The 23,187-nt window shown below is 72.6% G+C and carries 21 protein-coding genes; 9 read left to right on the forward strand and 12 right to left on the reverse strand.

What is annotated here, in order from left to right:
* Positions 1-95, forward strand: a 95-nt coding sequence (locus AB0E62_RS29040) for an adenosylhomocysteinase (protein ID WP_351034276.1), incomplete at its 5' end; no start/stop codon positions are given.
* A gap of 121 nt (positions 96-216) precedes the next feature.
* Here AB0E62_RS29040 and AB0E62_RS29045 read toward each other — a convergent pair.
* Entirely contained in the window at positions 217-612 is a 396-nt protein-coding gene (locus AB0E62_RS29045; protein WP_362200113.1) for a helix-turn-helix domain-containing protein, read from the reverse strand.
* Positions 613-871: 259 nt separating this feature from the next.
* Between AB0E62_RS29045 and AB0E62_RS29050 the strand changes: the two genes are divergently transcribed.
* From AB0E62_RS29050 to AB0E62_RS29060, 3 genes are all read left to right on the forward strand, one after another.
* The gene (locus AB0E62_RS29050) at positions 872-1,945 is read left to right on the forward strand and encodes a DUF1996 domain-containing protein (RefSeq protein ID WP_362200116.1); all 1,074 of its coding nucleotides are present in this window, start codon (positions 872-874) and stop codon (positions 1,943-1,945) included.
* A 65-nt stretch (positions 1,946-2,010) separates the two neighbouring features.
* On the forward strand, positions 2,011-3,765 hold the full coding sequence (locus AB0E62_RS29055; protein ID WP_362200119.1) for a discoidin domain-containing protein: 1,755 nt from the start codon (positions 2,011-2,013) through the stop codon (positions 3,763-3,765).
* A gap of 85 nt (positions 3,766-3,850) precedes the next feature.
* Positions 3,851-4,891: a LacI family DNA-binding transcriptional regulator gene (locus AB0E62_RS29060; RefSeq protein ID WP_362200122.1), complete on the forward strand. Its 1,041-nt coding sequence runs from the start codon at positions 3,851-3,853 to the stop codon at positions 4,889-4,891.
* Positions 4,892-4,937: 46 nt separating this feature from the next.
* Here AB0E62_RS29060 and AB0E62_RS29065 read toward each other — a convergent pair whose 3' ends face one another.
* Positions 4,938-5,681: a class I SAM-dependent methyltransferase gene (locus AB0E62_RS29065; protein ID WP_362200125.1), complete on the reverse strand. Its 744-nt coding sequence runs from the start codon at positions 5,679-5,681 to the stop codon at positions 4,938-4,940.
* 283 nt (positions 5,682-5,964) lie between these two features.
* Here AB0E62_RS29065 and AB0E62_RS29070 point away from each other — a divergent pair, with 283 nt between their 5' ends.
* The 4 genes from AB0E62_RS29070 to AB0E62_RS29085 all read left to right on the forward strand — a co-directional run bounded on the left by AB0E62_RS29070 (position 5,965) and on the right by AB0E62_RS29085 (position 10,984).
* A complete protein-coding gene (locus AB0E62_RS29070) occupies positions 5,965-6,537 on the forward strand; it encodes a dihydrofolate reductase family protein (RefSeq protein ID WP_362200128.1) in 573 nt (190 codons plus the stop codon).
* A 785-nt stretch (positions 6,538-7,322) separates the two neighbouring features.
* Positions 7,323-7,748 carry a DUF3566 domain-containing protein gene (locus tag AB0E62_RS29075; protein ID WP_362200131.1) on the forward strand — a complete coding sequence of 142 codons (426 nt, stop codon included), beginning with the start codon at positions 7,323-7,325 and terminating at the stop codon, positions 7,746-7,748.
* Positions 7,749-7,872: 124 nt separating this feature from the next.
* Complete coding sequence (locus tag AB0E62_RS29080) at positions 7,873-8,295, forward strand: hypothetical protein (RefSeq protein WP_362200134.1); 423 nt, start codon at positions 7,873-7,875, stop codon at positions 8,293-8,295.
* 370 nt (positions 8,296-8,665) lie between these two features.
* On the forward strand, positions 8,666-10,984 hold the full coding sequence (locus AB0E62_RS29085; RefSeq protein WP_362200137.1) for a glycosyl hydrolase family 18 protein: 2,319 nt from the start codon (positions 8,666-8,668) through the stop codon (positions 10,982-10,984).
* Positions 10,985-11,023: 39 nt separating this feature from the next.
* Here AB0E62_RS29085 and AB0E62_RS29090 read toward each other — a convergent pair whose 3' ends face one another.
* From AB0E62_RS29090 to AB0E62_RS29110, 5 genes are all read right to left on the reverse strand, one after another.
* Positions 11,024-11,413, reverse strand: a complete 390-nt coding sequence (locus AB0E62_RS29090; protein WP_362200140.1) for a peptidase inhibitor family I36 protein — start codon at positions 11,411-11,413, stop codon at positions 11,024-11,026.
* A 240-nt stretch (positions 11,414-11,653) separates the two neighbouring features.
* Positions 11,654-13,303, reverse strand: a complete 1,650-nt coding sequence (locus tag AB0E62_RS29095; RefSeq protein WP_362200143.1) for an ABC transporter ATP-binding protein — start codon at positions 13,301-13,303, stop codon at positions 11,654-11,656.
* Entirely contained in the window at positions 13,300-14,292 is a 993-nt protein-coding gene (locus AB0E62_RS29100; RefSeq protein ID WP_362200146.1) for an ABC transporter permease, read from the reverse strand. The genes AB0E62_RS29095 and AB0E62_RS29100 overlap by 4 nt, the downstream gene beginning before the upstream one ends.
* A 10-nt stretch (positions 14,293-14,302) precedes the next feature.
* Entirely contained in the window at positions 14,303-16,078 is a 1,776-nt protein-coding gene (locus AB0E62_RS29105) for an ABC transporter substrate-binding protein (protein ID WP_362200149.1), read from the reverse strand.
* 59 nt (positions 16,079-16,137) lie between these two features.
* A complete protein-coding gene (locus tag AB0E62_RS29110) occupies positions 16,138-17,064 on the reverse strand; it encodes an ABC transporter permease (RefSeq protein WP_362200152.1) in 927 nt (308 codons plus the stop codon).
* A 329-nt stretch (positions 17,065-17,393) separates the two neighbouring features.
* On the opposite strand from AB0E62_RS29110, the gene AB0E62_RS29115 reads away from it, so the two are divergent.
* Complete coding sequence (locus AB0E62_RS29115; RefSeq protein ID WP_362200155.1) at positions 17,394-17,699, forward strand: hypothetical protein; 306 nt, start codon at positions 17,394-17,396, stop codon at positions 17,697-17,699.
* A gap of 25 nt (positions 17,700-17,724) precedes the next feature.
* Here the strand turns inward: AB0E62_RS29115 and AB0E62_RS29120 are convergent, their stop codons facing one another.
* From AB0E62_RS29120 to AB0E62_RS29140, 5 genes are all read right to left on the reverse strand, one after another.
* On the reverse strand, positions 17,725-18,870 hold the full coding sequence (locus tag AB0E62_RS29120; RefSeq protein WP_362200158.1) for a homoserine O-acetyltransferase: 1,146 nt from the start codon (positions 18,868-18,870) through the stop codon (positions 17,725-17,727).
* On the reverse strand, positions 18,871-20,223 hold the full coding sequence (locus AB0E62_RS29125; RefSeq protein WP_362200161.1) for a bifunctional o-acetylhomoserine/o-acetylserine sulfhydrylase: 1,353 nt from the start codon (positions 20,221-20,223) through the stop codon (positions 18,871-18,873).
* Between the two features lie 185 nt (positions 20,224-20,408).
* Positions 20,409-21,293 (reverse strand): TauD/TfdA family dioxygenase, encoded by an 885-nt coding sequence (locus AB0E62_RS29130; protein WP_362200164.1) that lies wholly within the window; start codon positions 21,291-21,293, stop codon positions 20,409-20,411.
* A gap of 33 nt (positions 21,294-21,326) precedes the next feature.
* Positions 21,327-22,145, reverse strand: a complete 819-nt coding sequence (locus AB0E62_RS29135) for an ABC transporter ATP-binding protein (protein WP_362200167.1) — start codon at positions 22,143-22,145, stop codon at positions 21,327-21,329.
* A complete protein-coding gene (locus AB0E62_RS29140; protein WP_362200170.1) occupies positions 22,132-23,181 on the reverse strand; it encodes an ABC transporter substrate-binding protein in 1,050 nt (349 codons plus the stop codon). Before AB0E62_RS29140 ends, AB0E62_RS29135 begins: the two co-directional genes overlap by 14 nt.
* Positions 23,182-23,187: the final 6 nt, after the last annotated feature.

Genomic DNA, 23,187 nt, shown 5'->3' on the forward strand with positions numbered 1-23,187 from the left:
TCGGCGTCAAACTCACCACGCTGCGCCCGGAGCAGGCGGCGTACATCGGTGTGGACGTCGACGGCCCGTACAAGCCCGACCACTACCGCTACTGAGATCCCGGAGCGACCTCGACAGCGGGTTCTCCGACACAGGCCCCCGGCACTCCATGCCGGGGGCCTGCCCCGTCGGCCCCGGCCCGTGCCGCCGCCGACCGCTCGTGCCCCGCCCGCCGGTTCAGACGGCGTCCACCGTCCGCTGTCCGGCGTCGTAGGCGGCGCGGGCCCGGGCGATGGCGGAACGGTGGCGCTCGGCCCAGTCCACCAGTCCGGTCAGCGAGGCGTACAACTCGCGCGCCATGGGCGTGAGGTCGTACTCGACTCTGGGCGGGACGGTCGGGTACACGGTGCGGACGAGCAGTCCGTCCCGCTCCAGCCGGCGCAGGTTGAGGGTGAGCATGCGCCGGCTGATACCGCTGATCGCGCGTTCGATCTCGGTGAAACGGAGGGGGCCGTGGGCGGCGGCGATCAGGATGCCGATGCTCCACTTGCCCGCCACGTGGTCGAGCACCTCGGTGACCGGGCAGGCCTCGACCTGCATGGCCTCGGCAAGACGGGGCGTACTCCGTGACATTGGTGTGCCTCCTTCCACGGAGGGCCCACGTTACCGAAGCCGGCCGCCGCCCCACATCGCGCACCCGGGGGAGGATCCGGTCCCTTCGTGCTCGCGGCAGGCCGCCGCCGTGGAGGGCACCGCGCCGGGAACGGCCCGTGACGGGTTCGGTCGCCTCTCTTGACACCCTCCCGCCGCCGCCCCAACACTCCAGCCGTGGGAGAGCGCTCTCCCGCCGCCTCCGTACGACCTCTCCTGCCCCCGCGTCAAGGAGCCCCCCATGTCACGGAGATCGCAGTTCCTCCCGGGTGCCCTGGTCATCTCCGCACTGGTGTCGGCCGTGCTCGGCATCACCACGGTCGCCGCGTCGCCCGCCCCGCGGGCCGCCGGCGAGGCCGGACACACCGGCCACACCGCGGCGGTGCCGGCGGCCGTGTCGCCCGAGGACCCCGACGGCGACGGCTACATCCCCGCCGACCCGCCCGTCACCGGCGTCACCCCGTCCACCCAGGTGCCGCCGCACCGCTACTTCCACGAGTTCCAGGCCAACTGCGCGGTCGGGCACACCAAAGCCGACGATCCGATCGTCTATCCCGGCCGGCCCGGCGCGTCCCACGATCACACGTTCATGGGCAACACCACCACCGACGCGCACAGCACGACGGCCTCGCTGAGCGCCGGCACCACCACCTGCAAGGCTCCCGGAGACCTGTCCGGCTACTGGATGCCCACCCTGTACCACGGGGACCGGCCCGTCCTGCCCGTCGGCCCGCAGACCATCTACTACAAGGCCGCCGTCACCGACTACACCAGCGTCCGGCCCTTCCCCAAGGGCCTCAGGTTCGTCGTCGGCGACCCGATGCAGAGCGCCGACGCCTTCCGCGGGCACCCCGGCTTCGTCGAGGGCTGGGAGTGCGGCGACAGCTACTTCAACACCGAGTTCCCGGCGACCTGCCCGAACCGCGCCGACGTCCAGCTCAACATCCGCTTCCAGGCGCCCAGTTGCTGGGACGGCCGGTACCTGGACACTCCCGACCACCGGAGCCACATGGCCTACCCCGTGGTCAAACCCGGCACCAACGACAACGTCTGCCCCGCCGACCACCCGGTGGCCCTGCCGATGATCGAGTTCAAGATGGCGTTCCCCGTCAACGGCGACATGTCGCGAGTGCGGCTGTCCAGCGGCACCGGTCACAGCTTCCACTACGACTTCTTCAACGCCTGGGACGACCGCACGCTCAAGGCGCTGGTCGACCACTGCCTCGTCGGCGGACTCCAGTGCGACGCCCGCGGCTACGACCAGACCCACCCCGAGGCAGGCGCCGCCCTGAACGCCGACTACCGCCTGCCCTGACACCCCCCGGCACGCATCCCCACCCCCGGCACGCCCCGCCGACCCCCCGGAGACGCGACCCCGTCATGACCCCACCACCCCGCACCCGCGCGTGCCGCCTCGCCGCGCCCCTCGTCGCCGGAGCGCTGGCCTTCGGTGCCCTCACCGCCCTGCCGGCCGCCCAGGCGCACGCGGCCGGCAGCGTCGTCAAGGTCACCGGCGGCCAGGGCGCCTGGCAGCTCACCGTGGACGGACAGCCGTACCAGATCAAGGGCCTCACCTGGGGCCCGTCCCCGGCCGACGCCGACCGGTACCTGGCCGACCTGAGGTCCATGGGCGTCAACACCATCCGCACCTGGGGCACCGACGCCACCAGCAAGCCCCTGTTCGACTCCGCCGCCGCGCACGGAGTCAAGGTCATCGCCGGCTTCTGGCTCCAGCCCGGCGGCGGCCCCGGCAGCGGCGGCTGCGTCGACTACCTGACCGACACCGCCTACAAGAACCGGATGCTCGACGAGTTCCCCACCTGGGTGCGCACCTACAAGGACCACCCCGGCGTCCTCATGTGGGACGTCGGCAACGAATCGGTCCTCGGACTGCAGAACTGTTACAGCGGGACCGAACTGGAACGCCAGCGCGACGCCTACACCGCCTTCGTCAACGACATCGCCAAGAAGATCCACGCCGTCGACCCGGACCACCCGGTCACCTCCACCGACGCCTGGGCCGGATCCTGGCCCTACTTCAAGAAGAACGCCCCCGACCTCGACCTGTACGCCGTCAACGCCTACAACGCCGTCTGCGGGCTCAAATCGGCGTGGGAGCAAGGCGGTTACAGCAAGCCCTACATCGTCACCGAGACCGGCCCGGCCGGCGAGTGGGAGGTGCCCGACGATGCCAACGGCGTACCGCTGGAACCCGCCGACCGGGCCAAGGCCGACGGATACACCCGCGCCTGGGGCTGCGTCACCGGGCACAAGGGCGTCGCGCTCGGCGCCACGATGTTCCACTACGGCACCGAGTACGACTTCGGCGGCATCTGGTTCAACCTGCTGCCCGCGGGCGAGAAACGGCTCTCGTACTACGCGGTCAAACGGGCCTACGGCGGGGACACCACGCACGACAACACCCCGCCCGTCCTCACGGACCTGACCGTGGAGGGCGACGCGGGCGCGGTGCCGGCCGGCCGCGATCTCACCCTGTCCGTCCGCGCCACCGACCCCGACGGCGACCCGGTCACCTACGAAGTCCTGGACAGCAGCGCGTACCTCGACCAGAACAGGAACCTCACCTCGCTGCCCTTCACCGACCTCGGCGGCGGCCGGCTGAAGGTGACCGCGCCCGACCGGCCCGGCGTGTGGAAGGTCTATGTCAAGGCCAAGGACGGCCACGGCAACGTCGGCGTCGAGACCCGGTCCGTCCGGGTCGTCCCACCCCCGGTGAACGGCACCGACCTCGCCCTCGGCAGACCCGCCACGGCCTCCTCCTTCCAGCCCGGCTACGGCGACTGCCCCTGCCCCGCCGCCAACGCCGTCGACGGCAGGGCGGACACCCGCTGGGCGAGCGACTGGAGCGACCCCCAGTGGATCCGGGTCGACCTCGGCACCCGCACCGCCTTCCGCCATGTCCAGCTGCTGTGGGAGGCGTCCTACGCCAGGGCGTACACCGTGCAGACCTCCGACGACGGCCAGACCTGGCAGACCGTGCGGTCCGTGACGGACGGGAACGGCGGCGTCGACGACCTCGACGTCACCGGCACCGGCCGGTACGTCCGGATCAACGGCACCGCCCGCGGCACGGGCTGGGGCTACTCGCTGTACGAGTTCGGCGTCTACGGCTGACCGCAGGCCGGCACCCGACGGCAGGACCGGAAGGACGGGAGAGCGCTCTACCGGCGGGAGCCGACGGGCCGTTAGGGTGCGGGGCATGAGCAGACAGGCCCCCACCCTGGAGGACGTCGCCCGGGAGGCCGGCGTCTCCCGGGCCACCGTCTCCCGGGTCGTCAACGGGGTACGCAACGTGGACCCGGCCATCCAGGAACTGGTCCGCCAGGCCATCCGAAGCACCGGCTACGCCCCCAACCGGGCCGCCCGCTCCCTGGTCACCCGGCGGGCCGAGGCCGTGGCGCTGGTGATCTCCGGCGCCGGGGACGCCTCGGAGGAGGCCCAGGCCGCCTTCGCCGCCCGGGTGTTCGCCGACCCCTTCTTCGGCCGAGTGGTCGCGGGCGTCGTCGGCCACCTCCGCCCGCGCTCCGTCCACCCGGTGCTGATGTTCGCCGAGTCGGCCGCCGCCCGCGAGGAGGTGCTCACCTACCTCAGACAGGGCCGGGCCGACGGGGCGCTGGTGGTCTCCAGCCATGCCGACGATCCGTTGCCCGCACTCCTCGCCGACGCCCGGCTGCCCGCCGTCCTCTTCGCCCGTCCCGCCCGCCCCGTCCCGCTCAGCCACGTCGACCTGGCCCACCGGGACGGCGGCCGGCTCGCCGCCGAGCACCTGCTCGCCCGGGGCTGCCGCAGACCGGCCACCGTCTCCGGTCCGCTCACGGTCGCCGCCGGCCAGGAGCGCCTGGCCGGCTTCCGCGACGCCCTCGCCCGGCGGGGCCACGCCCGCGTCCCCGTCGCCGAGGGCGGCTTCACCTTCGACAGCGGCGTCGCGGCGATGACCGCACTCCTCGCCGAACACCCGGAGGTGGACGGGGTGTTCGCGGCCAACGACCTCATGGCCCGCGGCGCCTGCCAGGTGGTGCGGGACCATGGCCGGCGGATACCGCAGGACATCGCGGTCGTCGGCTTCGACGACTCCACGGCCGCCGTCGACCGGCGCCCGCACCTGACCACCGTGCGCCAGCCCGTGGAGGACATGGCCGCCGAGATGGCCCGCCTGCTGGACGAACACATCCACGGCACCCGCACCGAGCCCACGTCGGTCGTGTTCGACCCGGAGCTGGTCGTACGGGAATCGGCCTGACCCCACCCACCGCCGCCCGGACCCCCGCACCCGCCCTCCGGTCAGGTCACGCGTGGGTCGACAGGATCACGTACGGCGCGGTCCTGATCTCCGCCGGGACCGCCGCGGAGCCCGGGCGATCGGCGGGGAGCGTGGGCAACTCCACGGCAGGGGAGGGGAAACCGGCCTCGGTCAGGAAACGGCGGTACCGGTCGAGGGAGCGGTGGTAAGTGGTGCTGGACATCATCGTGCCGTCGCGCATCCGCAGCAGGGTGGGCACCGGGTCGCCGTCGCCGTAGACCACGCCCGGCTCGCCGTGGCGCAGGGTGGAGAAGGCCACGCCGGCAGCCGCCGGGTTGAGGTCGGCCAGCACGTACGGCGCACCGGGACGCAGCACCCGGCGGATCTCGGCGGTGAGGGCGGCCAGCCGGCCGTCGTCCGGGTCGGTGCAGTACACCAGGCAGCACACGGCGGCGTCGACGCTGTCGTCGGCGAGCCAGTCCAGGGCGCGGCCGTCGAACAACCGGTACGAGACACGGGGGTGGGGGCGGTCCGCGCGGGCGATGCCGAGCATGCCGGGCGAGGGGTCGAGCCCCTGGACCTGCCACTCCCCGGCGCGCGCGAGCCGTGCCGCGACCGCGCCGGTGCCGCACCCGACGTCCAGGGCCAGCCGGCCGGGCCCGGCGCTCCCCGCGAGCCGGCGCAGCACGGCCGGGAAGACCAGCCGTTCGGCGAGCCGCATGTCGCGGTCCCGGTAGGCGTCGGCCACGGTGGTGGTGTCCCAGGCCGGCGGGTTGTCGTCGGCGGTCAAGGGCGGTGTCTCCTGCTCGGAAACGGACCCGGACGGGTCGAGCGGCGCGTTCGCGGGCAGCCTGGCACACGACGGTGCCCCGGGGCGCCGCAGTGGCGGAGATTCCCCCGACGGTGCGCCCCGGGAGGGGCCGTTGACGGGGGCCGTGGCCGCTCGTGCGGTACCGGCGGGCGGCGACCGATGAGTTTTCGCTTGATCGACGGTCGAAGATCACGAACGATGTGCCGGGAACGGCCCCACGGCCGGCCGCGGCACCCGATGACCAGATACCGAGGAACCCCAGATGCGCACCCTGATCAGCACCGCCTTCGTCTCGCTCGACGGTGTCGTGGAGGCCCCGGGCGGCGAGCCCGGCTACCGGAACTCCGGATGGACCTTCAAGGACGTCGAGTTCCTGCCCGAGGCGTTCGAGATCAAGGGCCGGGAGCAGCAGGAGGCCACCGCGATGCTGCTCGGCCGGGTCAGCTACCAGGCGTTCAGCCCGGTGTGGCCCGGCATGGCGGACTTCGCGGGGTACAAGGCGATGCCCAAGTACGTCGTGTCCACCACCCTCACCGAGGCCGGCCTGGTGTCGGACTGGGGCGAGACGACGATCCTGCGCTCGCTCGACGAGGTCGCCGCGCTGAAGGCCACCGAGGGCGGGCCGGTCATCGTCCACGGCAGTGCCGCCCTGAACCGGAGCCTCTCCGACGCCGGCCTGATCGACCGCTACCACCTGCTCGTCTTCCCGCTCCTGCTCGGCGCGGGCAAGCGGCTGTTCAGCGCCACGGACAAGGACGCCCAGAAGCTGAGGCTGGTCGAGCACGAGACCTACGCCAACGGCATCCAGAAGAACGTCTTCGACGTCGTACGCTGACCCGCCCCGGGCTCCCGGGCCCGGTCCGGGGGCTCACCACCACGTGGCACCCACCCGAACAGCGGAGTGCCCCGGCACCGCGAGCCGAGAAGCCCCGGTGCCGAGGCCACGGTGGCGGAGTCCGGACCGTACACCTTCTTCGCGGTGTTCCGCAGGGTCCGCCCACCCCACCGGCCTGCTCCCCGGCTTCCCCTGCCTGGGCGGCCCGCACACCCGCTGACGGACCGCCGACCGTCTTCGCCCCGTGGTGCCTCCGGCGTACCACTCGCGGGTGCATACCCGGACAAGTGCCGATACCGTCTGATTCACGGACCAGCAGGCCCAGAGGCCGCCTGGCGGTCGGCACGGGCCCGTTCGACGGTGGACGGCACGGCCCGGCTGCCAGGCCAGTCAGGGAGACAGGCATGAGCCGAGCCAAGCGCAGGCCCAGCAGCACGTTCCGCGGACGGATGGCACCCGGGCCGGACGGCGGCTCCGACCCCTCCGCGAAGACCGGACCGACCGGACGCCGGCGCGTGGTGCCGCCCGATGAGCCCGACGGGCGGCCGATACCCGGCGGGGAGCCCCCGCCGCCGAAGGGGGCCGTCCGCCCGGCCGGTCAGGGCCCGGCGCCGGAGCACGCTGTTTCCGCCGGGCCACCGGACCCCTCCGCACCACTGGGAACGCTCGATCCCTCCGGACCACCTGAGACGCCCGGCCCGCCCGCTCCCTCCGCTCCTTCCGGGCCGGTCGGGGCCGCTGGTGCCCCCGCCTGGAACCGACGGGTGCCCGGCGGCGGGGCGCCCGTGCCCGGGCGGCGGCCGATACGGCTGCGCCTGTCGGAGGCCGATCCCTGGTCGGTGCTGGTGACGAGCTTCCTCCTGCTGGCCGGCCTGGGTGTCCTGGTGGTCGCCACGGCGGGCGTCTCCTGGCTCATGGTGAACACCATGGCGCCGGATGTACTGCCCGCGCTGAGCACCTTCCTGGCGATCGCGGTCGGCGTCGTCATCGTGGAAGTCGTCCTGGGCACGGGCCTGGTGACGCTGGGCGCCTTCCTCTACAACCTGTCGGCGCAGTACAGCGGCGGCGTCGAGATAGCCGTGACCGATGCCGCCCCGCCCGAACCCTCCCCGGCCGATACCCGGGCCCTGCTGCTCATGGCCCGGGCCCGCCGTCGTCTCGGCACCCACCTCCCGCCCTGGCGCCCCGGGGCGCAACGGGGAACCGAGTAGCCTGTGCCCAGGTGTGCCGACCGTGCGGGGTGGTGTGCCGGCCCGTGACATGTCGGGGCCAACGTGGCCACCGTGACTGGACCCCATCGCCGGCGCCGCGTTCCACGACCAGGGCCACCTGTATGTGTCGGCACTGGTCATCGAGGCGAACGGGGAGTTCGTCACCCGTTGCGACAAGCGGAACCTGTTCGCGCCGGAACGCGAGATCTACCGCCCGTACGCGGCCGGGTGCACTCTCCAGCTTGACGGCCGGCGCCTGGGACCGGGCATCTGCACGTGCCCTGGACGACACCTGCTACGCGGTGCTCGCCCACCACATCGGCACGACCGGGGGCTGGACGCCTGCGGAGCCGGCGCCGTACGGGGACCGGACGGGCGCCCGCTCGCCGAGGCCGGCGCGGATCGGCCCGAGCTGATCACCGCCGACCTCGACCCGCGGGTCCTGCGCGCCGTCCGCGCGTCCGAACCCATGCTGAGCGACGTGCGCGACCCCACCACGCACCCCGTACCCGGCACCGACTCCGCTGACGCGTGCGGAAGACGGTGACACACTCGGTGCCGCCGGCAGTCCGGGACGGCACCGAGGCGGCGGGCACCGGGCACAGCCCCGGACCCCGGCGCCAGGCAGGCCCGAGACCCGCCGAACTCGCTTCCCTCCAGCGGACGGTGGGCAACACGGCCGGGACGCGCCGGTCGCAGCGGCGGGAGGACCTCGACCGTCGGGGAAGAGGGGCGGCACAACGTCACGGACGTCCGGCATCCGGTGTACGCCGCGGCCACCGGAAACCCCGCCGGATCGCCTCACTGAAGCCGTTGACGCATTGGTCCAGACCTTCTACGGTGTGAGCGCTCGGTCAGGCAACGCGCACGCACGGTTCACCCCATCCCTGTACCACCCCACGACAACAGGGAGTGCCATGTTCCACCGGCGCAGACGACCGCTCACGCCCTCTCCCGCACCTGACGCCCGCTTCCGGCGCTGGATCGCCGCCCTGGGCACCGCGCTGCTCCTTCCGCTCGGGCTCACCGCCCTCGCGGCGCCCGCCCACGCGGCCGGGACACTGACGGCCGCGTTCACCACCCAGGACAACGGCTCCTGGTGGAAGGGCACGTACGTCGTCCGCAACAGCGGTGCGGCCGCCGTCAACGGCTGGAGCCTGGAGTTCGACCTGCCGGCCGGGGTCTCCGTGACCGGCCACTACAACGGTGACGCCACCGTCTCCGGCCGGCACGTGACCGTGAAGAACGCCCACTACAACGCCAACGTCCCGGCCGGTGGCAGCACCGAGCCGTACAGCTACTGGTTCATCGCCAACGGGCCGGTCGGCGCCCCGACGGGCTGCACCGTCAACGGCGACAAGTGCGACGGCACCCCCGACGTCCCGCCGACCGCCCCCGGCGCGCCGAAGGCGACCGCGGTCACCGCGCACTCGGTCGCGCTGAGCTGGCCCGCCGCACAGGGCGGCGACCACGCCGTGGCCTCCTACGAGGTGCTCAGCGGCCCGGACACCGTGGCCACCCCGACCGGCACCTCGGCCACCGTCACCGGCCTCACCCCGGCGACGGGTTACACGTTCACCGTGCGCGCCAAGGACACCCGCGGGAACGTGGGACCGGCGAGCGCCCCGGTGACCGTCAAGACCGTGGACCCGGCGACCGACCCCACGCCGCCGACCGCGCCCGGCACCCTGCGCGCCACCGGCAAGACCTCCTCCAGCATCGCCCTGGCCTGGGACAAGTCCACCGACAACGTCGCCGTGGCCGCCTATGACGTGTACCGCGGCGGCACGCTGGCGAAGACCGTCGGCGCGGACACCACCACCGCCACGGTCGAGGGCCTCTCTCCCGCCACCGCCTACACCCTCACCGTCAAGGCCCGCGATACCGCCGACAACGCCTCACCGGCGTCGAACGCGCTGACCGTCACCACCGACGACGTGGCCGGGCCGGGCAAGCAGCTCAAGGTGGGCTACTTCGCGCAGTGGGGCATCTACGGCCGTCAGTACTTCGTGAAGAACCTGGACACCTCGGGCGCCGCGGCCCGGCTCGACGTCGTCAACTACGCCTTCGAGAACCTGGACCCGGCCAACCTCACCTGCCAGGCGGGGGTCACCAAGGGCGTCTCCGCCAACCCCCAGGACCCCGACGAGGGCACCGGCGCGGGTGACGCGGACGCCGACTACGCGCGTCCCATGTCGGCCGCGCAGTCGGTGGACGGGACCGCCGACGACGGCTGGGGCAGACTCCGGGGCAACCTCAACCAGTTGAAGAAGCTCAAGGCCAAGTACCCGAAGCTGAAGGTCGTGGTGTCGCTCGGCGGCTGGACGTACTCCAAGTTCTTCTCGGACGCCGCCGCCACCCAGACCTCCCGGGAGAAGTTCGTCAAGTCCTGCGTGGACGTGTGGATCAAGGGGAATCTGCCCGTCTACAACGGCGCGGGCGGACCCGGCACGGCCGCCGGGATCTTCGACGGCATCGACATCGACTGGGAATGGCCGGGCTCCGAGGGACATCCCGGCAACCACTACGGCACCCAGGACAAGGCCAACCTGACCGCGCTGCTCGCCGAGTTCCGCAAGCAGCTCGACGCACTCGGCGGCGAACACCGGCTGCTGACCGCGTTCACCCCCGCCGACCCCGCCAAGATCGCCGCGGGCTGGGACCTGAGCCGGATCTTCGACTCGCTCGACTACGCCAACGTCCAGGGGTACGACTTCCACGGCGCGGGCAGCGACAACTCCTGGGAGCCCAAGCGCACCGGCCACGGCTCCAACCTCTACGCCGACGGGCAGGACCCGTACCCCTTCCACTTCAGCGTCGAGAACGCCGTCAAGGTCTATCTCGACGCCGGGGTCAACCCGCGCAAGCTGACGGTCGGCTTCCCGTTCTACGGGCGCGGCTGGCAGGGCGTGACCGACGGCGGGGCCGCCGGTGAGTGGCAGGACGCGGGCGGCGCGGCACCCGGCCAGTTCGACACCGAGGCCGGGGTGCGCGGCTACCAGAACCTGATCAGCAGCTTCCCGGCCATGACCGTGCGCCACGACGAGCAGTCCGTCTCGGCGTACGGCTACACCGGTCCGGGCGGCCAGTGGTGGTCGTTCGACGACGCCTGGTCGATCGGGAAGAAGACGGCCTGGATCAAGTCCAAGGGGCTGCTGGGCGGGTTCGTCTGGGAGATGTCCGGCGACACCCCGGACGGCCGGCTGATGACCGCACTGGACGACGGGCTGAAGTAGCCCCGCGCGCCGCCGGCCGCCGGGGGTGACCAGGGGTGCCTACTGCTTCTTGAAGGAGCGGATCTGGTAGCTGCCCTGGAGGTTGCCCCCGTGGCCGGCGGCCGTCGACCCGACGCGCGCGTTGTAGTTGGTCTGCGTGTAGTACTGCACGCGGTGGCCCGTTCCGTTCCACAGGGACAGCACGTTCTTGCCGTTGCGGATGAAGGAACACAGGTCGGCGGTGTTCGCGACCTTCTCCGCCGTCCACTGGCAGCGGGTGCCGCCGCCGTCCCAGCCGCTGTAGATGCAGAAGTGTCCCGGGTCGCAGTGGAAGGCCGCGGCGGCCCTGGTGCCGGCCGGGGCCTGGGCGGTGGCGGACGCGACGGGGGCCGTACCGAGGGCCGCGGTGACGGCGAGGGAGGCGAGGGCGAGTGACGTGACACGGTGCATGGGGGGTTGTTTCCTTTCCGCGGGTTCTGCCGCCGGTGTCACCGGACGACGGCTGTCAGTGTCACGGTCCGTACCGGGTGGTCACCAGAGCGTGCACGACGGCGCGTGAGGCGTCCCGGGCGGTCGCCGGGCCGGCGGGGTGAGCCGGGACCTCCCGGCGGAGCCGGGGGAGCGTGCCGGTGTACGGTGCGCCGGTCGCGGCCGGGAGGATGGAAGGCGACGGCCGAGGGGCCGTCCTGGTCACAGGACCGCGGCCAGCAACTCCTTCGTGTAAGGCGCGCTCGGCGTGCCGAAGACCGTGTCCCGCGGGCCCGCTTCCACCAGCCGGCCGTCCTTCAGGACCGCGATCCGGTCGCAGAAGTGCCGCACCACCGCGAGGTCGTGGGAGATGAAGAGCAGCGACAGGCCGAGTTCCGCACGCAGGTCCATGAGGAGGTTCAGGACCTGAGCCTGGACGGAGACGTCCAGTGCGGAGACCGGTTCGTCGGCGATGACCAGGCGGGGACGGACGGCCAGCGCGCGGGCGATGCCGATGCGCTGGCGCTGGCCGCCGGAGAACTCGTGCGGGTGACGCGGAAGGTGCGCGGCGGACAGACCCACCTGCTCCAGAAGTTCCGCCGCCCTCCTTCCGCGCTGCGCCGTGTCCAGGTCCGTGTGGATGCGCAGCGGTGTCGTGACGATCTGCTCCACCGTGTGGCGCGGGTTCAGCGAGGCGTACGGGTCCTGGAAGACGAGCTGGACGTCCCGGCTCAGCTCACGGCGCAGCCGCGCGTCCGTCGCCGCCCGGGAGATGTCCCGGCCGTCGAAGCGGACCTCCCCGCTCGTGGGCCGGCGCAGACCGGCCAGCACCTTCGCGATCGTGGACTTGCCCGAGCCGGACTCGCCGACCAGGCCCAGGGTCTCGCCGCGGTTCACGCGCAGGCTCACGCCGTCGACCGCGGTGTGCGGGCGGGAACGGCGGCGCCCCGGGTAGTCCACGCGGAGATCGCGCAGTTCGGCCAGCGCACCGAGGGCGGGGACCGTACGGTCGCGGGTCGTGGCGCGGGGGTGCGGATCCGGGTCCTCGACCGTGGGCAGACGGCTGCCGGGCGGCGTGCGCAGAGTGGGGGCCGCCCGGACCAGGGCCCGGGTGTACGGATGGCCGGCGGAGGTCAGCAGACGCGTCGTGGGCCCCTCCTCCAGGGCCTGGCCGGCGCGCAGCACGAGCATGCGGTGGCACGTCGCCGCGACCACGCCCACGTCGTGGGTGATGAGGAGCACGGCCGTACCGGTCTCCGCCTGGAGCTCGCCGATCAGGTCGAGGATCTGGCGCTGGACCCTGGCGTCGAGTGCCGTGGTCGGTTCGTCGGCGATCAGCACGTCCGGGCCGTTGACCAACGCCATGGCGACGACCACGCGTTGGCGCATGCCGCCCGAGAGACGGTGGGGGTGGTCCGCGGCCCGGGCGGCGGGGATGCCCACCCGCTCCAGCATCGCCGCCGCCCGCTCCAGCGCCGCCCTGCGGCCCGCCTTCGGATGGTGCACACGGTAGGCCTCGGCGATCTGCGCGCCGATGGTGTGGTACGGCGACAGCGCGTCCAGGGCGTCCTGGAAGACCATCGCGACCCTGGCGCCCCGGACCCGCTTCAGGGCGGATTCCGGCGCGCCCACCAGCTCCGGTCCGTCGCCGCCCAGCCGGATGCTTCCCTCGACCCGGGTGCGCGCCGGATCGTGCAGGCCCAGGGCCGCCAGACCGATCGTGGACTTGCCCGAGCCCGACTCCCCGACGAGCCCCAGCACCTCGCCGGGGGCCAGGTCGAAGGAGATGTCCCGGACCGCCGGCACCGGGCCGCGTGGCGTGCCGAAGGTGACCGTCAAGTCGCTCACGCGCAGGGCGGGTCGTGCGGTCATGCGAGCCTCACTCGGGGATCCAGCCAGGCCACGGCCGCATCGGCCACGGCGACGAACACGACGACGAAGAACGCGGCGAGGAGTACGGTGCCGACGACCGTGGGCAGGTCGTTGCCGTTCACCGCGTCGACGGCCAGCTTGCCGACGCCGCCGAGGCCGAACACGGTCTCCGTGATGAACGCGCCGCCGAACAGCGCCCCGATCTCCAGGCCGAGCAGCTGCACCAGCGGGCCGGCCGCTCCGCGCGCGGTGTACTTCAGATGGGCGCGCAGGGTGCCGAGGCCCTTCGCGCGGGCCGTGCGCACATACCCGTGGTGCATGGTCTCCAGCATCTGTGAGCGGGTGAGGCGGGCGAAGACGGCCGCGTTGACGAAGCCGAGGACCAGCCACGGCAGCAGCAGCCCCAGCGCCCACTGGGCGGGATGAGCGGTGACGGGGACGTAGCGCGGCAGCGGGAACAGGCCCGTGGAGTAGACGAGCAGGAACTGGAGCACGTAGCCGAGGAAGTAGATCTGGACGCTCGCGCCCAGCAGGTTGAAGCCGGACAGCACACGGTCCGTCGCCCTGCCCCGGCGCAGGGCCGCCGCCAGGCCCGAGCCGACGCCGAGGAGGAGGATCACCGCGAGGGCCCCGGCCGCGAGGGAGACGGTCACCGGCAGACGGTCGGCGATGGCGGCGAGCACGGGCTGGTGCAGGGTGTAGGAGTAGCCGAGGCAGGGGGCCGGGCAGGGGATCGGGGCGCCGTCCACGTCCGCGATGGTGCGGCCCGTGACGATGCCGCCGACGTAGTCGAGGAACTGGGCGGCGAGCGGCCGGTCGAGCCCCATGCTCGCCCGGACCGCCTCGACCTGCGCGGTGTCGCACTTGGGGCCGCAGGCGATCAGCGCCGGGTCGGAGGGGGCGGCGTAGAAGAGTCCGAAGGCCAGGGCGGTGATCGCGAGGAGCACCGCCACGGCCTGCGCGGCCCTCTTCAGGAGGTATCGGGTCATGGCGCGGGGGTCAGGCGTTCTTCAGGTACAGGTCGACCGCGGCGGTGGCGCCGTAGATCGGGTGGATGGCGGCGCCGCCGACGTCCTCGCCGCGGAACTGGGAGACGCTGTTGTAGAGGAAGGGCACCAGGGGGACGTCCTTCATCACCGTCCGCTCCAGGCCGATGAGTTCGGCGGCCTTCTTCCGGGCGTCACCGATCTTCGCGATGCGGGCCAGCTCCTCGTCCACCCGCGGGTTGGCGTAGCGGATGGAGTTGGACAGCGGATCGAGACGGCTCTCGAAGCTGTCGGGGAGCAGGGTCGACGGGGTGGGCCAGTCCACGGAGTTGGCGGACAGCCACAGGTCGTACGGGGCGTCGTTGCGGAACACCTCGGCGTCGAACGCGGCCGGCTGCAGGCCCTTCACCACCAGTTCGACGCCGATCTTGGCGAAGGCGTCGGCGAGGACCTGGGCGACCTGGTCGTCCTGCGCGCTGTGGACGGCGTACGCGTACGTCAGTCTGGTGACCTTCGTCCTCGCCCTGGCCAGGTGTTCCCGGGCCTCGGCGATGTCTCCGGTGGGTGCCACGGGGTAGAGGTCGTACTTCTTCCAGCCCACGACGGCCGGGGAGGACAGTGTGGTCGCGAAGTCGCCGGCGTACTGCCCGCCGAGGACCTGGCGGGCCTGCCGGCGCGGGAAGACGTAGTGGATGGCCTTGCGGACCTCGGGGTCGGTGACCCGGTCGTTCTTGATGTACAGGTCCGTGGTGAAGGCGCCCTGGCTGCCGGAGACGACCAGCTTCCGCTTGGCGGGGTCGCGTTCGACCGTGGAGATCAGTTCCGGCGGCAGCGTGCCCTTGGTGGTGAGGGTGGCCGGGCCCGCGCCCTGCCCGTTGAACACCTCCTGGGCCGTGTTGAGGTTCGCCTTGCCGAAGACGAACTCGAAGCGGTCCGGGTAGGCGTGCCGGACCGGGTCGGTGGCCGCCTTCCAGTGCGGGTTGCGCTCCAGGGTGAGGCTCTTGTTCTGCTTGTGCTCGACGATCCGGTACGGGCCGGTGGCGAAGGGCCGCACGTCGTAGCCGGTGCCCGTGTCCTTGTCCGGCCGGACCGGCGAGGAGGAGGACTGGGCGGCCATGTACGGCACGTCGGACTGCGGTTCGGGGAAGTGGAGGACGAGGGTCTTGTCGTCGGGCGTCTCGATGGCCTTCAGGTCGCCGTCCTTCTTGGGCCCGCCGTACTTCCGCACCGCCTCGGTGCGGTCCCCGGAGCCGGTGAGCCACTCGGGCCAGTAGGTGGGTCCGGCCTCGAAGCCGGGGGCGAAGGTGCGCTCGATGCCGTACTTGACCTGCTGCGCGGTGACGGGCTTGCCGTCCTCCCAGGCGATGCCGTCCTTCAGGCGGTACGTCCAGGTCCGGCCGCCGTCCGAGGATGTGCCGGTGTCGGTGGCGAGGTCACCGACGAGCTTCGGCCTGCCTTCGATGACCTGATACTGCGTCAGCTGCCTGCCCCACAGCAGCGAGGTGCTGTACGCCTCACCCGCGTAGATCTTCTGCGGGTCGAGGTGGGTGTAGTCGACCGGGTTGGCGACGGTGAGGGTGCCGCCCTCGCGGGCGCCCGGGATCTTCGGGGCGGGGCCCTGGCTGTCCTGGGCGGTGCCGAGCGTGGCGGTCAGCCGCCGGCCGCTCTTGGCGGCGGCGCTGTTCCCGCCCGGGTCCGTGCCCGCACCCGCGGAGCAGGAGCACAGCAGCAGAGCGGCGGCGGTGGCGAGAGCCGGGACGGCTGCGGTACGCGGGGTGAATCCGGGCATGACGAACTCCGTTGTGTGGTGCGGGTATTGCCGGTGTGGATCGGGGAAGGTGCCGGGGCTCAGCGGACGGTGTGCGGGTCGAGCGCGTCCCGCACGGCGTCGCCGAGGAGGTTGAAGGCGAGGACGAAGACGAGGAGCGAGGCGCCGGGGAAGACCATATAGGTGGGGTCGTCGTGGAAGACCTCGGAGCCCCGGGAGATCATGCGGCCCCAGTCGGGGATGGGCTCGTTGATGCCGACGCCCAGGAAGGACAGCGCGGCCTCGGTGGTGACGATCGCGGGCACGGCGAGGGTGATGTGCACCAGCACCGGCGCCCACACGTTCGGCAGCAGTTCGCGCAGGACGATGTGGCGCCGGCTCGCGCCGAGCGCCCGGGCCGCCTCGACGAACTCCCGCTCGCGCAGGGACCGTACGACGGTGCGCAGCACCATAGCGAGCGGCACCCAGCCGAAGGCGGAGAAGACGAGGACGAGAACGGTGAACTGCATCCAGGCGGGTTCGTTCTCGTCGGGGCCCACGAAGCGGGTCTGGACCACCGGGCCCAGCGTGAGCAGGAGCAGCAGGGCCGGGAAGGCGAGCAGGACGTTGCACACGAAGGTGAACGCCCGGTCGACGAGGCCGCTGAGGTAGCCCGCGGTCACCCCGACGGTCACGCCGACGACGGCGACGACGGCGGCCGAGGCGAAGGCGATCAGCAGGGAGGTGCGGATGCCGTGGAGGAGCTGGGCGAGGACGTCGCGGCCGAGGCCGGGCTCGATGCCGAACCAGTGCGCGGCGGAGATGCCGCCGTTGGGGAGCGCGGGCAGGCCCTCGGGGCTGAGCAGGCCGGTCTCGTTCTGGCCGTAGTGCTCGGTGGGGTTCTTGCCGTAGAGCGCGGTGATCAGGGGCGCGGCGACGGCGAGGAGGACGAAGAATCCGACGACGGCGAGCGAGACCGTCCCGACCCGGTCGCGCCGGAACACCTGTGCCCTCGATACCGCTGCCATGCTGTCGCGCTCCCGACTCGCCTCGGGCGTACCGATCGTGGGGAACGCCCTGGATGTCACCGGAGGCGGGGTCGCCTCTCCGGATATCGGACATTAGATAGGAAGATCAAAAAGCCCGCAACGCCTGTAATTGAAAGGTTGAAACGCTGCATTGCTTTAGATAAAGAGAATGTTTCCGCGTTCACACGGTCGTCATGAAGACGCTCCCATTTGCCGCGAATCGCCCGGCCGGGAGAGACGAGGGGCACACCAGGCGCGTTCCGCGCCGGGGACCTACCGTGGTCGCAGGGGCGCCGACGTGCCGGACGGCCGTAGCGGAGGAGACCGTGATGGAGGAGCACTTTGTCTGGGTGACGACCCGCCGCATCCGGCCGGGCACCCTGGAGGACGTCGAGCGCGCGTGGCGGCCCGCGACCCGGCCGCGCGGAATGCGCCAGGCCTTCGCGTACTGGTCCGCGGACGGACAGGAGATCACCGGGGTCTCGTTCTGGGACTCCGAGGAGGCGTGCGACTCCTGGCGGACGTCCGAGCCCGAGCGGCAGCGGCGGGCAGCCATGGCCCCCTACGTCACCGAGGAACGGGAAGGCTTCTACCGAGGGCGGGAACTCGCCGTCCCCGGCGGCACACCCGACTGAGCCGGCCGACGCGAAGGCGCCGGCCTCAGGTCAGCACCTCGCGGACGAGCGCCGCCACCTGATCGGCCTCGATCAGGAACCCGTCGTGCCCGTACGGCGACTCCACCACCCTGAGCCGGTCGGCGCCCGGGATCAGCGCGGCCAGCTCCGTCTGCTGGGCCGGCGGATAGAGGCGGTCGGAGTCCACCCCGGCGACCAGGGTGGGCGCGGTCACCCGGCGCAGGGCGGCCCGCACACCGCCCCGTCCCCGGCCCACGTCATGGGCGTTCATCGCCTCGGTCAGCACGACGTAACTCGCCGCGTCGAACCGCCGCACCAGCTTGGCCGCGTGATGGTCGAGATAGGACTGCACCTGGTAGCGTCCGCCGCGCCACGGGTCCTCCCCGCCCTGCGGCAGCCGGCCGAAGCGGACCTGGAGCTCCGGCTCGCTGCGGTAGGTGACATGGGCCAGGCGGCGGGCCAGCCCCAGCCCGGCGTGCGGTCCCCGGCCGGTGTCGTGGTAGTCACCGCCCTGCCAGTACGGGTCCGCGCGGATGGCCCGCACCTGGATGTCCGCCCACGCCAGCTGTTCCGCGCTCGCCGCCGCCGTCGTCGCCAGGAGCAACAGCGCTCCCGTCCGCGCCGGGTGGGACACCGCCCACTCCACGGCCCGCATGCCGCCCATCGAGCCACCGACGACCAGCGCCCACCGGTCGATGCCCAGCGCGTCCGCGAGACCGGCCTCCGCGGCCACCTGGTCGCGCGGGGTCAGGAACGGGAACGCGCCGCCCCATGACCGCCCGCCGCCGGGGCACGGGGAGGCCGGCCCCGTGCTGCCCTGGCAGCCGCCGAGCACGTTCGGCGCGACGACGAACCAGCGGTCGGTGTCCAGCGCCCGGCCCGGACCGATCAGGGCGTCCCACCAGCCGGGCGTCGGATGCCCGGGCCCGGCCGGCCCGGCCGCGTGACTGTCCCCGGTGAGCGCGTGCAGTACCAGCACGGCGTTGCCACGGTCCGGCGCGAGCGTCCCCCAGGTCTCGAACGCGAGCCGTACGCCCGGCAGTTCACCGCCCGCCTCCAACGGCAGCGGCTTCTCGGCGTCGTACCACCGGCGCCGGCCGGGCGGATCCCCCTCCCGCCAGGCCCCGGTGGCCGGCGGGAGGGGCACCTCGGCAGCGGCGACGGCGTGCACCTACGCGCCCTTGGCCGCGCGGAAACCGGCCTCCAGGTCCGCCTTCAGGTCGGCCAGGGCCTCGATGCCCACCGACAGGCGCACCAGCCCCGGCGCGGTCCCGGTCGCCTCCAGCTGCGCCTCGTCCAGCTGACTGTGCGTGGTGGACGCCGGGTGGATGATCAGGCTGCGCACGTCGCCGATGTTGGCGAGGTGGCTGAACAACTCCACGCCGTCCACGAACCGTTTGCCCGCCTCGACACCGCCGCGCAGCTCGAAGGAGACGACCGCGCCGGCACCGCGCGGCAGGTACTTCCGCCCCGCCTCGTACCACGTGCTGGACGGCAGGCCCGGGTAGTGCACGACGGCGACCTCGTCGCGCTGCTCCAGCCACTCGGCGAGTGCCTGCGCGTTGGCCGTGTGCCGCTCGATCCGCAGGCTCAGCGTCTCCACCCCCTGGAGCAGCAGGAACGCGGAGTGCGGGGAGAGCGCCGGGCCGAGGTCGCGCAGCAACTGCACCCGCAGCTTGGCCGCGTAGGCGCCGGGGCCGAGCGCCGGCCAGTACCGCAGGCCGTGGTAGCTCGGGTCCGGCTCGGTGAAGTCCGGGAACCTGTCGGCGTGCACGCCGAAGTCGAACGTACCGCCGTCCACGACCACGCCCGCGATGGCGGTGCCATGGCCGCCGAGGAACTTCGTGGCCGAGTGCACGACGATGTCCGCGCCGTGCTCCAGCGGACGCAGCAGGTACGGGGTCGGCACCGTGTTGTCCACGATCAGCGGGACACCCGCCGCGTGCGCCACGTCGGCCACCGCCCGCACGTCGAGCACATTGCCGCGCGGGTTGCCCAGCGACTCCGCGAACAGCGCCTTGGTGTTCGGCCGGACCGCCGCCCGCCATGCCTCGGCGTCGTCCGGGTCGTCCACGAAGGACACCTCGATGCCGAAGCGGGGCAGCGTGTGCCGGAAGAGGTTGTAGGTGCCGCCGTACAGGGAGGTGCTGGAGACGATGTGGTCGCCGGCGCTCGCCAGGGTCAGCAGGGCCAGGGTCTCCGCCGCCTGCCCGGAGGACAGTGCCACGGCCGCCACACCGCCCTCCAGGGCCGCGAGCCGCTGCTCGAAGACGTCCTGGGTGGGGTTGTGGATGCGGGTGTAGATGTTGCCGGGTTCGGCGAGCGAGAACAGGTCGGCGGCGTGCCGGGTGTCGCGGAACACGAACGACGTCGTCTGGTAGATCGGTGTGGCGCGGGCACCGGTGACCGGGTCGGGTACCGCACCGGAATGGACCTGCTTGGTCTCGAAGGACCAGGCGGGGCCGGCGGACGGCTCCTCGGGGGCGGGGCCGGCGGTCACGGAGTCGACGGACTGGCTGCTCATGGTGCTCCTCGTGCAGGACGGCGGCGCTGAGTTGCGACGAGGTAAGCACGGCCCGTCACCCGGGTACAGGGCGATACGCACCGTGCAACGAGGACTTCACACACGACATCCCCGTGCAACGATCGTCCGTGCGCGGCACGGACATGTGTGCGGGAGACCGCGGGCGGGGCCTCCCGCGCACACCGTCAGCGGCGCACGGCCGCCGGTCCGGCCGGAAGGTCACCGCGCAGCGTGATGCGGTGCATGACACGGTGCTGGTCGCCGTAGTCCCGGTTGGCGTAGTGGGCCGTGCTGCGGTTGTCCCACAGGGCGACGTCACCCGGCTGCCAGCGGTGCCGTACGACGTGCTCGGGCTTGGTGAGATGGGCGTAGAGGATGTCCAGGATGCCCCGGCTCTCGTGCTCCGAGACGCCCACGATGTGCGAGGTGAAGCCGGGGTTCACGAACAGGCCCTTGCGCCCGCTCTCGGGGTGCACGCGCACCACCGGGTGCTCCACCGGCGTCAGTTCGGTGAACACCTCGCCCTCCCACACGTTGCCCCGACCGCCCCGGCGCCGGGCCAGGTAGTAGCCGAACTCGCGGGTGCCGTCGTGGACGGCGGTCAGCGTGTCGACGTAGTCCCGCAGACCGGGCGACAGCGACTCGTAGGCCAGCTGGCTGTCGGCCCAGCTGGTGTCGCCGCCGCCCGGCGGCAGCACCACGGCCCGCAGCACGGAGATCGCCGGCGGCCGCCGTACGAACGTCACGTCCGTGTGCCAGACGTCGGCGAACCCGTTGTCCTGGCTGTCCAGCGCGTACACCTCGGGGGCCACGTCACCCGAGTCGTGGACGGGATGCCCGACGGTGACCTCGCCCAGCCTCCTGCCGAACTCGATCTGCGCGGCGTCGTCCAGGCCGTGCTGGCCGCGCACGAAAAGCACCTTGTACGCCACCAACGCCTCGCGCAGGGCGAGGACTTCACCGTCGTCGAGGCGGGCCAGGTCGATGCCGCGCAGCTCGGCACCGAAGCGCGGGCCGAGTGCGGTGACCGGCAGCCGTACCGGGGCGGGCCGCTCGCTCAGAACGCTCATCCGTGTGTCCTTTCCGGATCGGGGGGTACGGGGTCAGGCCGCGGCGGCGGCCTTGACGGCGTGGGACACCCGCGCGCGCAACTCGGCGAACTCGCCCGAGTTCCGCAGCTCCTCGGCGTCGACGCCGTCGCGCGGCAGGGGGATCGGCAGGTCCAGGGCCACGGTTCCCGGGCTCCTGGTCAGCACGACGATGCGCGAGCCGAGGAACACCGCCTCGTCCGCCGAGTGCGTCACGAACACCGTGGTCCGGCCGGTGAGCCCGGTGACCTGCCGGACGTCCTCCTGGAGGCGTTCCCGGGTCAGCGCGTCCAGCGCGGCGAAGGGTTCGTCCAGCAGCAGGAGCGGGTTCTCGGCGGCCAGGGCCCGGGCGATGGCGACGCGTTGCTGCTGGCCGCCGGAGATCTCCCACACCCGTCGTCCCTCGATGCCCGCCAGGCCGACGCGGTCCAGCAACTCCTGGCGGCGCTCGGGCCATCGGGCGCGCTCGACGCCCGCGTACCGCAGCGCCAGGTCGATGTTGCCCCGCACGGTCCGCCAGGGGAACAGCCGCGGCGTCTGGAAGACCACGCCGGCGGCGACGCCCGGCCGTGGGGCGGCACCGTGGACACGCACCGAGCCCCGCGTGGGCCGCTCGAACCCGGCGACGAGCCGCAGCAGTGTGCTCTTGCCGCACCCCGAGGCGCCCACCAGCACCAGGAACTCCCCGGCGGGCACGGTCAGATCGACGGGCCCTACGGCGGTGAAGTCCTCGCCCTTGCGGCCGTACCGGTGGACGACCCCGTCGAGCCGCACGGCCTCCGCCTGCCCGGCGCCGGACTCGGTCCGGGACGCGGTGACTTCACTGGACGACATCGGGCATCCCCTTCAGGTAGAACGCCTTGCGGACGGCGGCCTCGGACGGCGCGGCGTCGATCTGCCGCTGCTCCGCGAGGAAACGCGCCGTGTCGGTGACGTACGTGAGCAGCTTGCCGGGGCTGCCGTCGGTGCCGAGCCAGCCGGGGGAGGCCACCTGCTCCGGGCTGAGGAAGACACCCTGCCTGAGCTGGGCCCTCGCGGCCGCGGCGCTGATGCCCAGCTCGGCCGAGACGTCCGCCACCGAGCCGCCGGGGTCGGACCTGAGCAGCCGCAGCGCCCGTGCCTGGGCCTTGCGCCAGGCGTCGATCGCGTGCGGGTCCCTGGCGACGAGGTCGTCCGACACCACGGCCAGGTCGAGCGTCGGCTTGCCCGCCGCGCCGATCTCCTTGCTGCTGGTGAGCTGGACGCCGGTCCTGCGCAGCTCGTCCAGGGTGGGCAGCCACACGTAGGCGGCGTCGATGTCGCCCCGCTGCCAGGCGGCGAGGATGGCCTGCGGCTGCAGATCGACGAGCTTGACGTCGGCGGCCGTCAGCCCGGCCGTCCGCAGGGCCGCCAGCAGGCTGTAGTGCGAGGTGGAGGCGAAGGGCGTGGCGACCGTCCTCCCCTTGAGACCGGCGACCTCCGCGACCCCGCTGTCCTTGCGCGCGACGAGAGCCTCGTTCTCCCCCGCCACGTCCAGGATCCACGCCACCTTGTAGGGGATCGGTGAACTGCCCGATATCCCCCGGGCGAACGGGCTGGAACCCAGCGCGGCGATGTCGAGCGACCTGCCGAGGAATGCCTGGTTCACGGCGGCCCCGGAGTCGAACTTGATCCAGGTGACGCGGTGATCCGGCAGCTCCTTCTCCAGCAGCTTTCTGTGTTTCACGAGCAGGTCGCCGCTGGGGAAGGCGAAGTAGCCGATGCGCAGCCGCCGGGAGCCGCCCGACGCCGATGCCGCGTCGGACGAGCAGCCGGTGACCGCCGCGGAGACGGCGGCGAGGGCACCGGCCAGCAGGAGCCGACGCGAAGTTCCGTGGGACACAGGGGACATGGCGGG

This window comes from Streptomyces sp. NPDC038707, assembly GCF_040636485.1.
Lineage (GTDB): Bacteria > Actinomycetota > Actinomycetes > Streptomycetales > Streptomycetaceae > Streptomyces.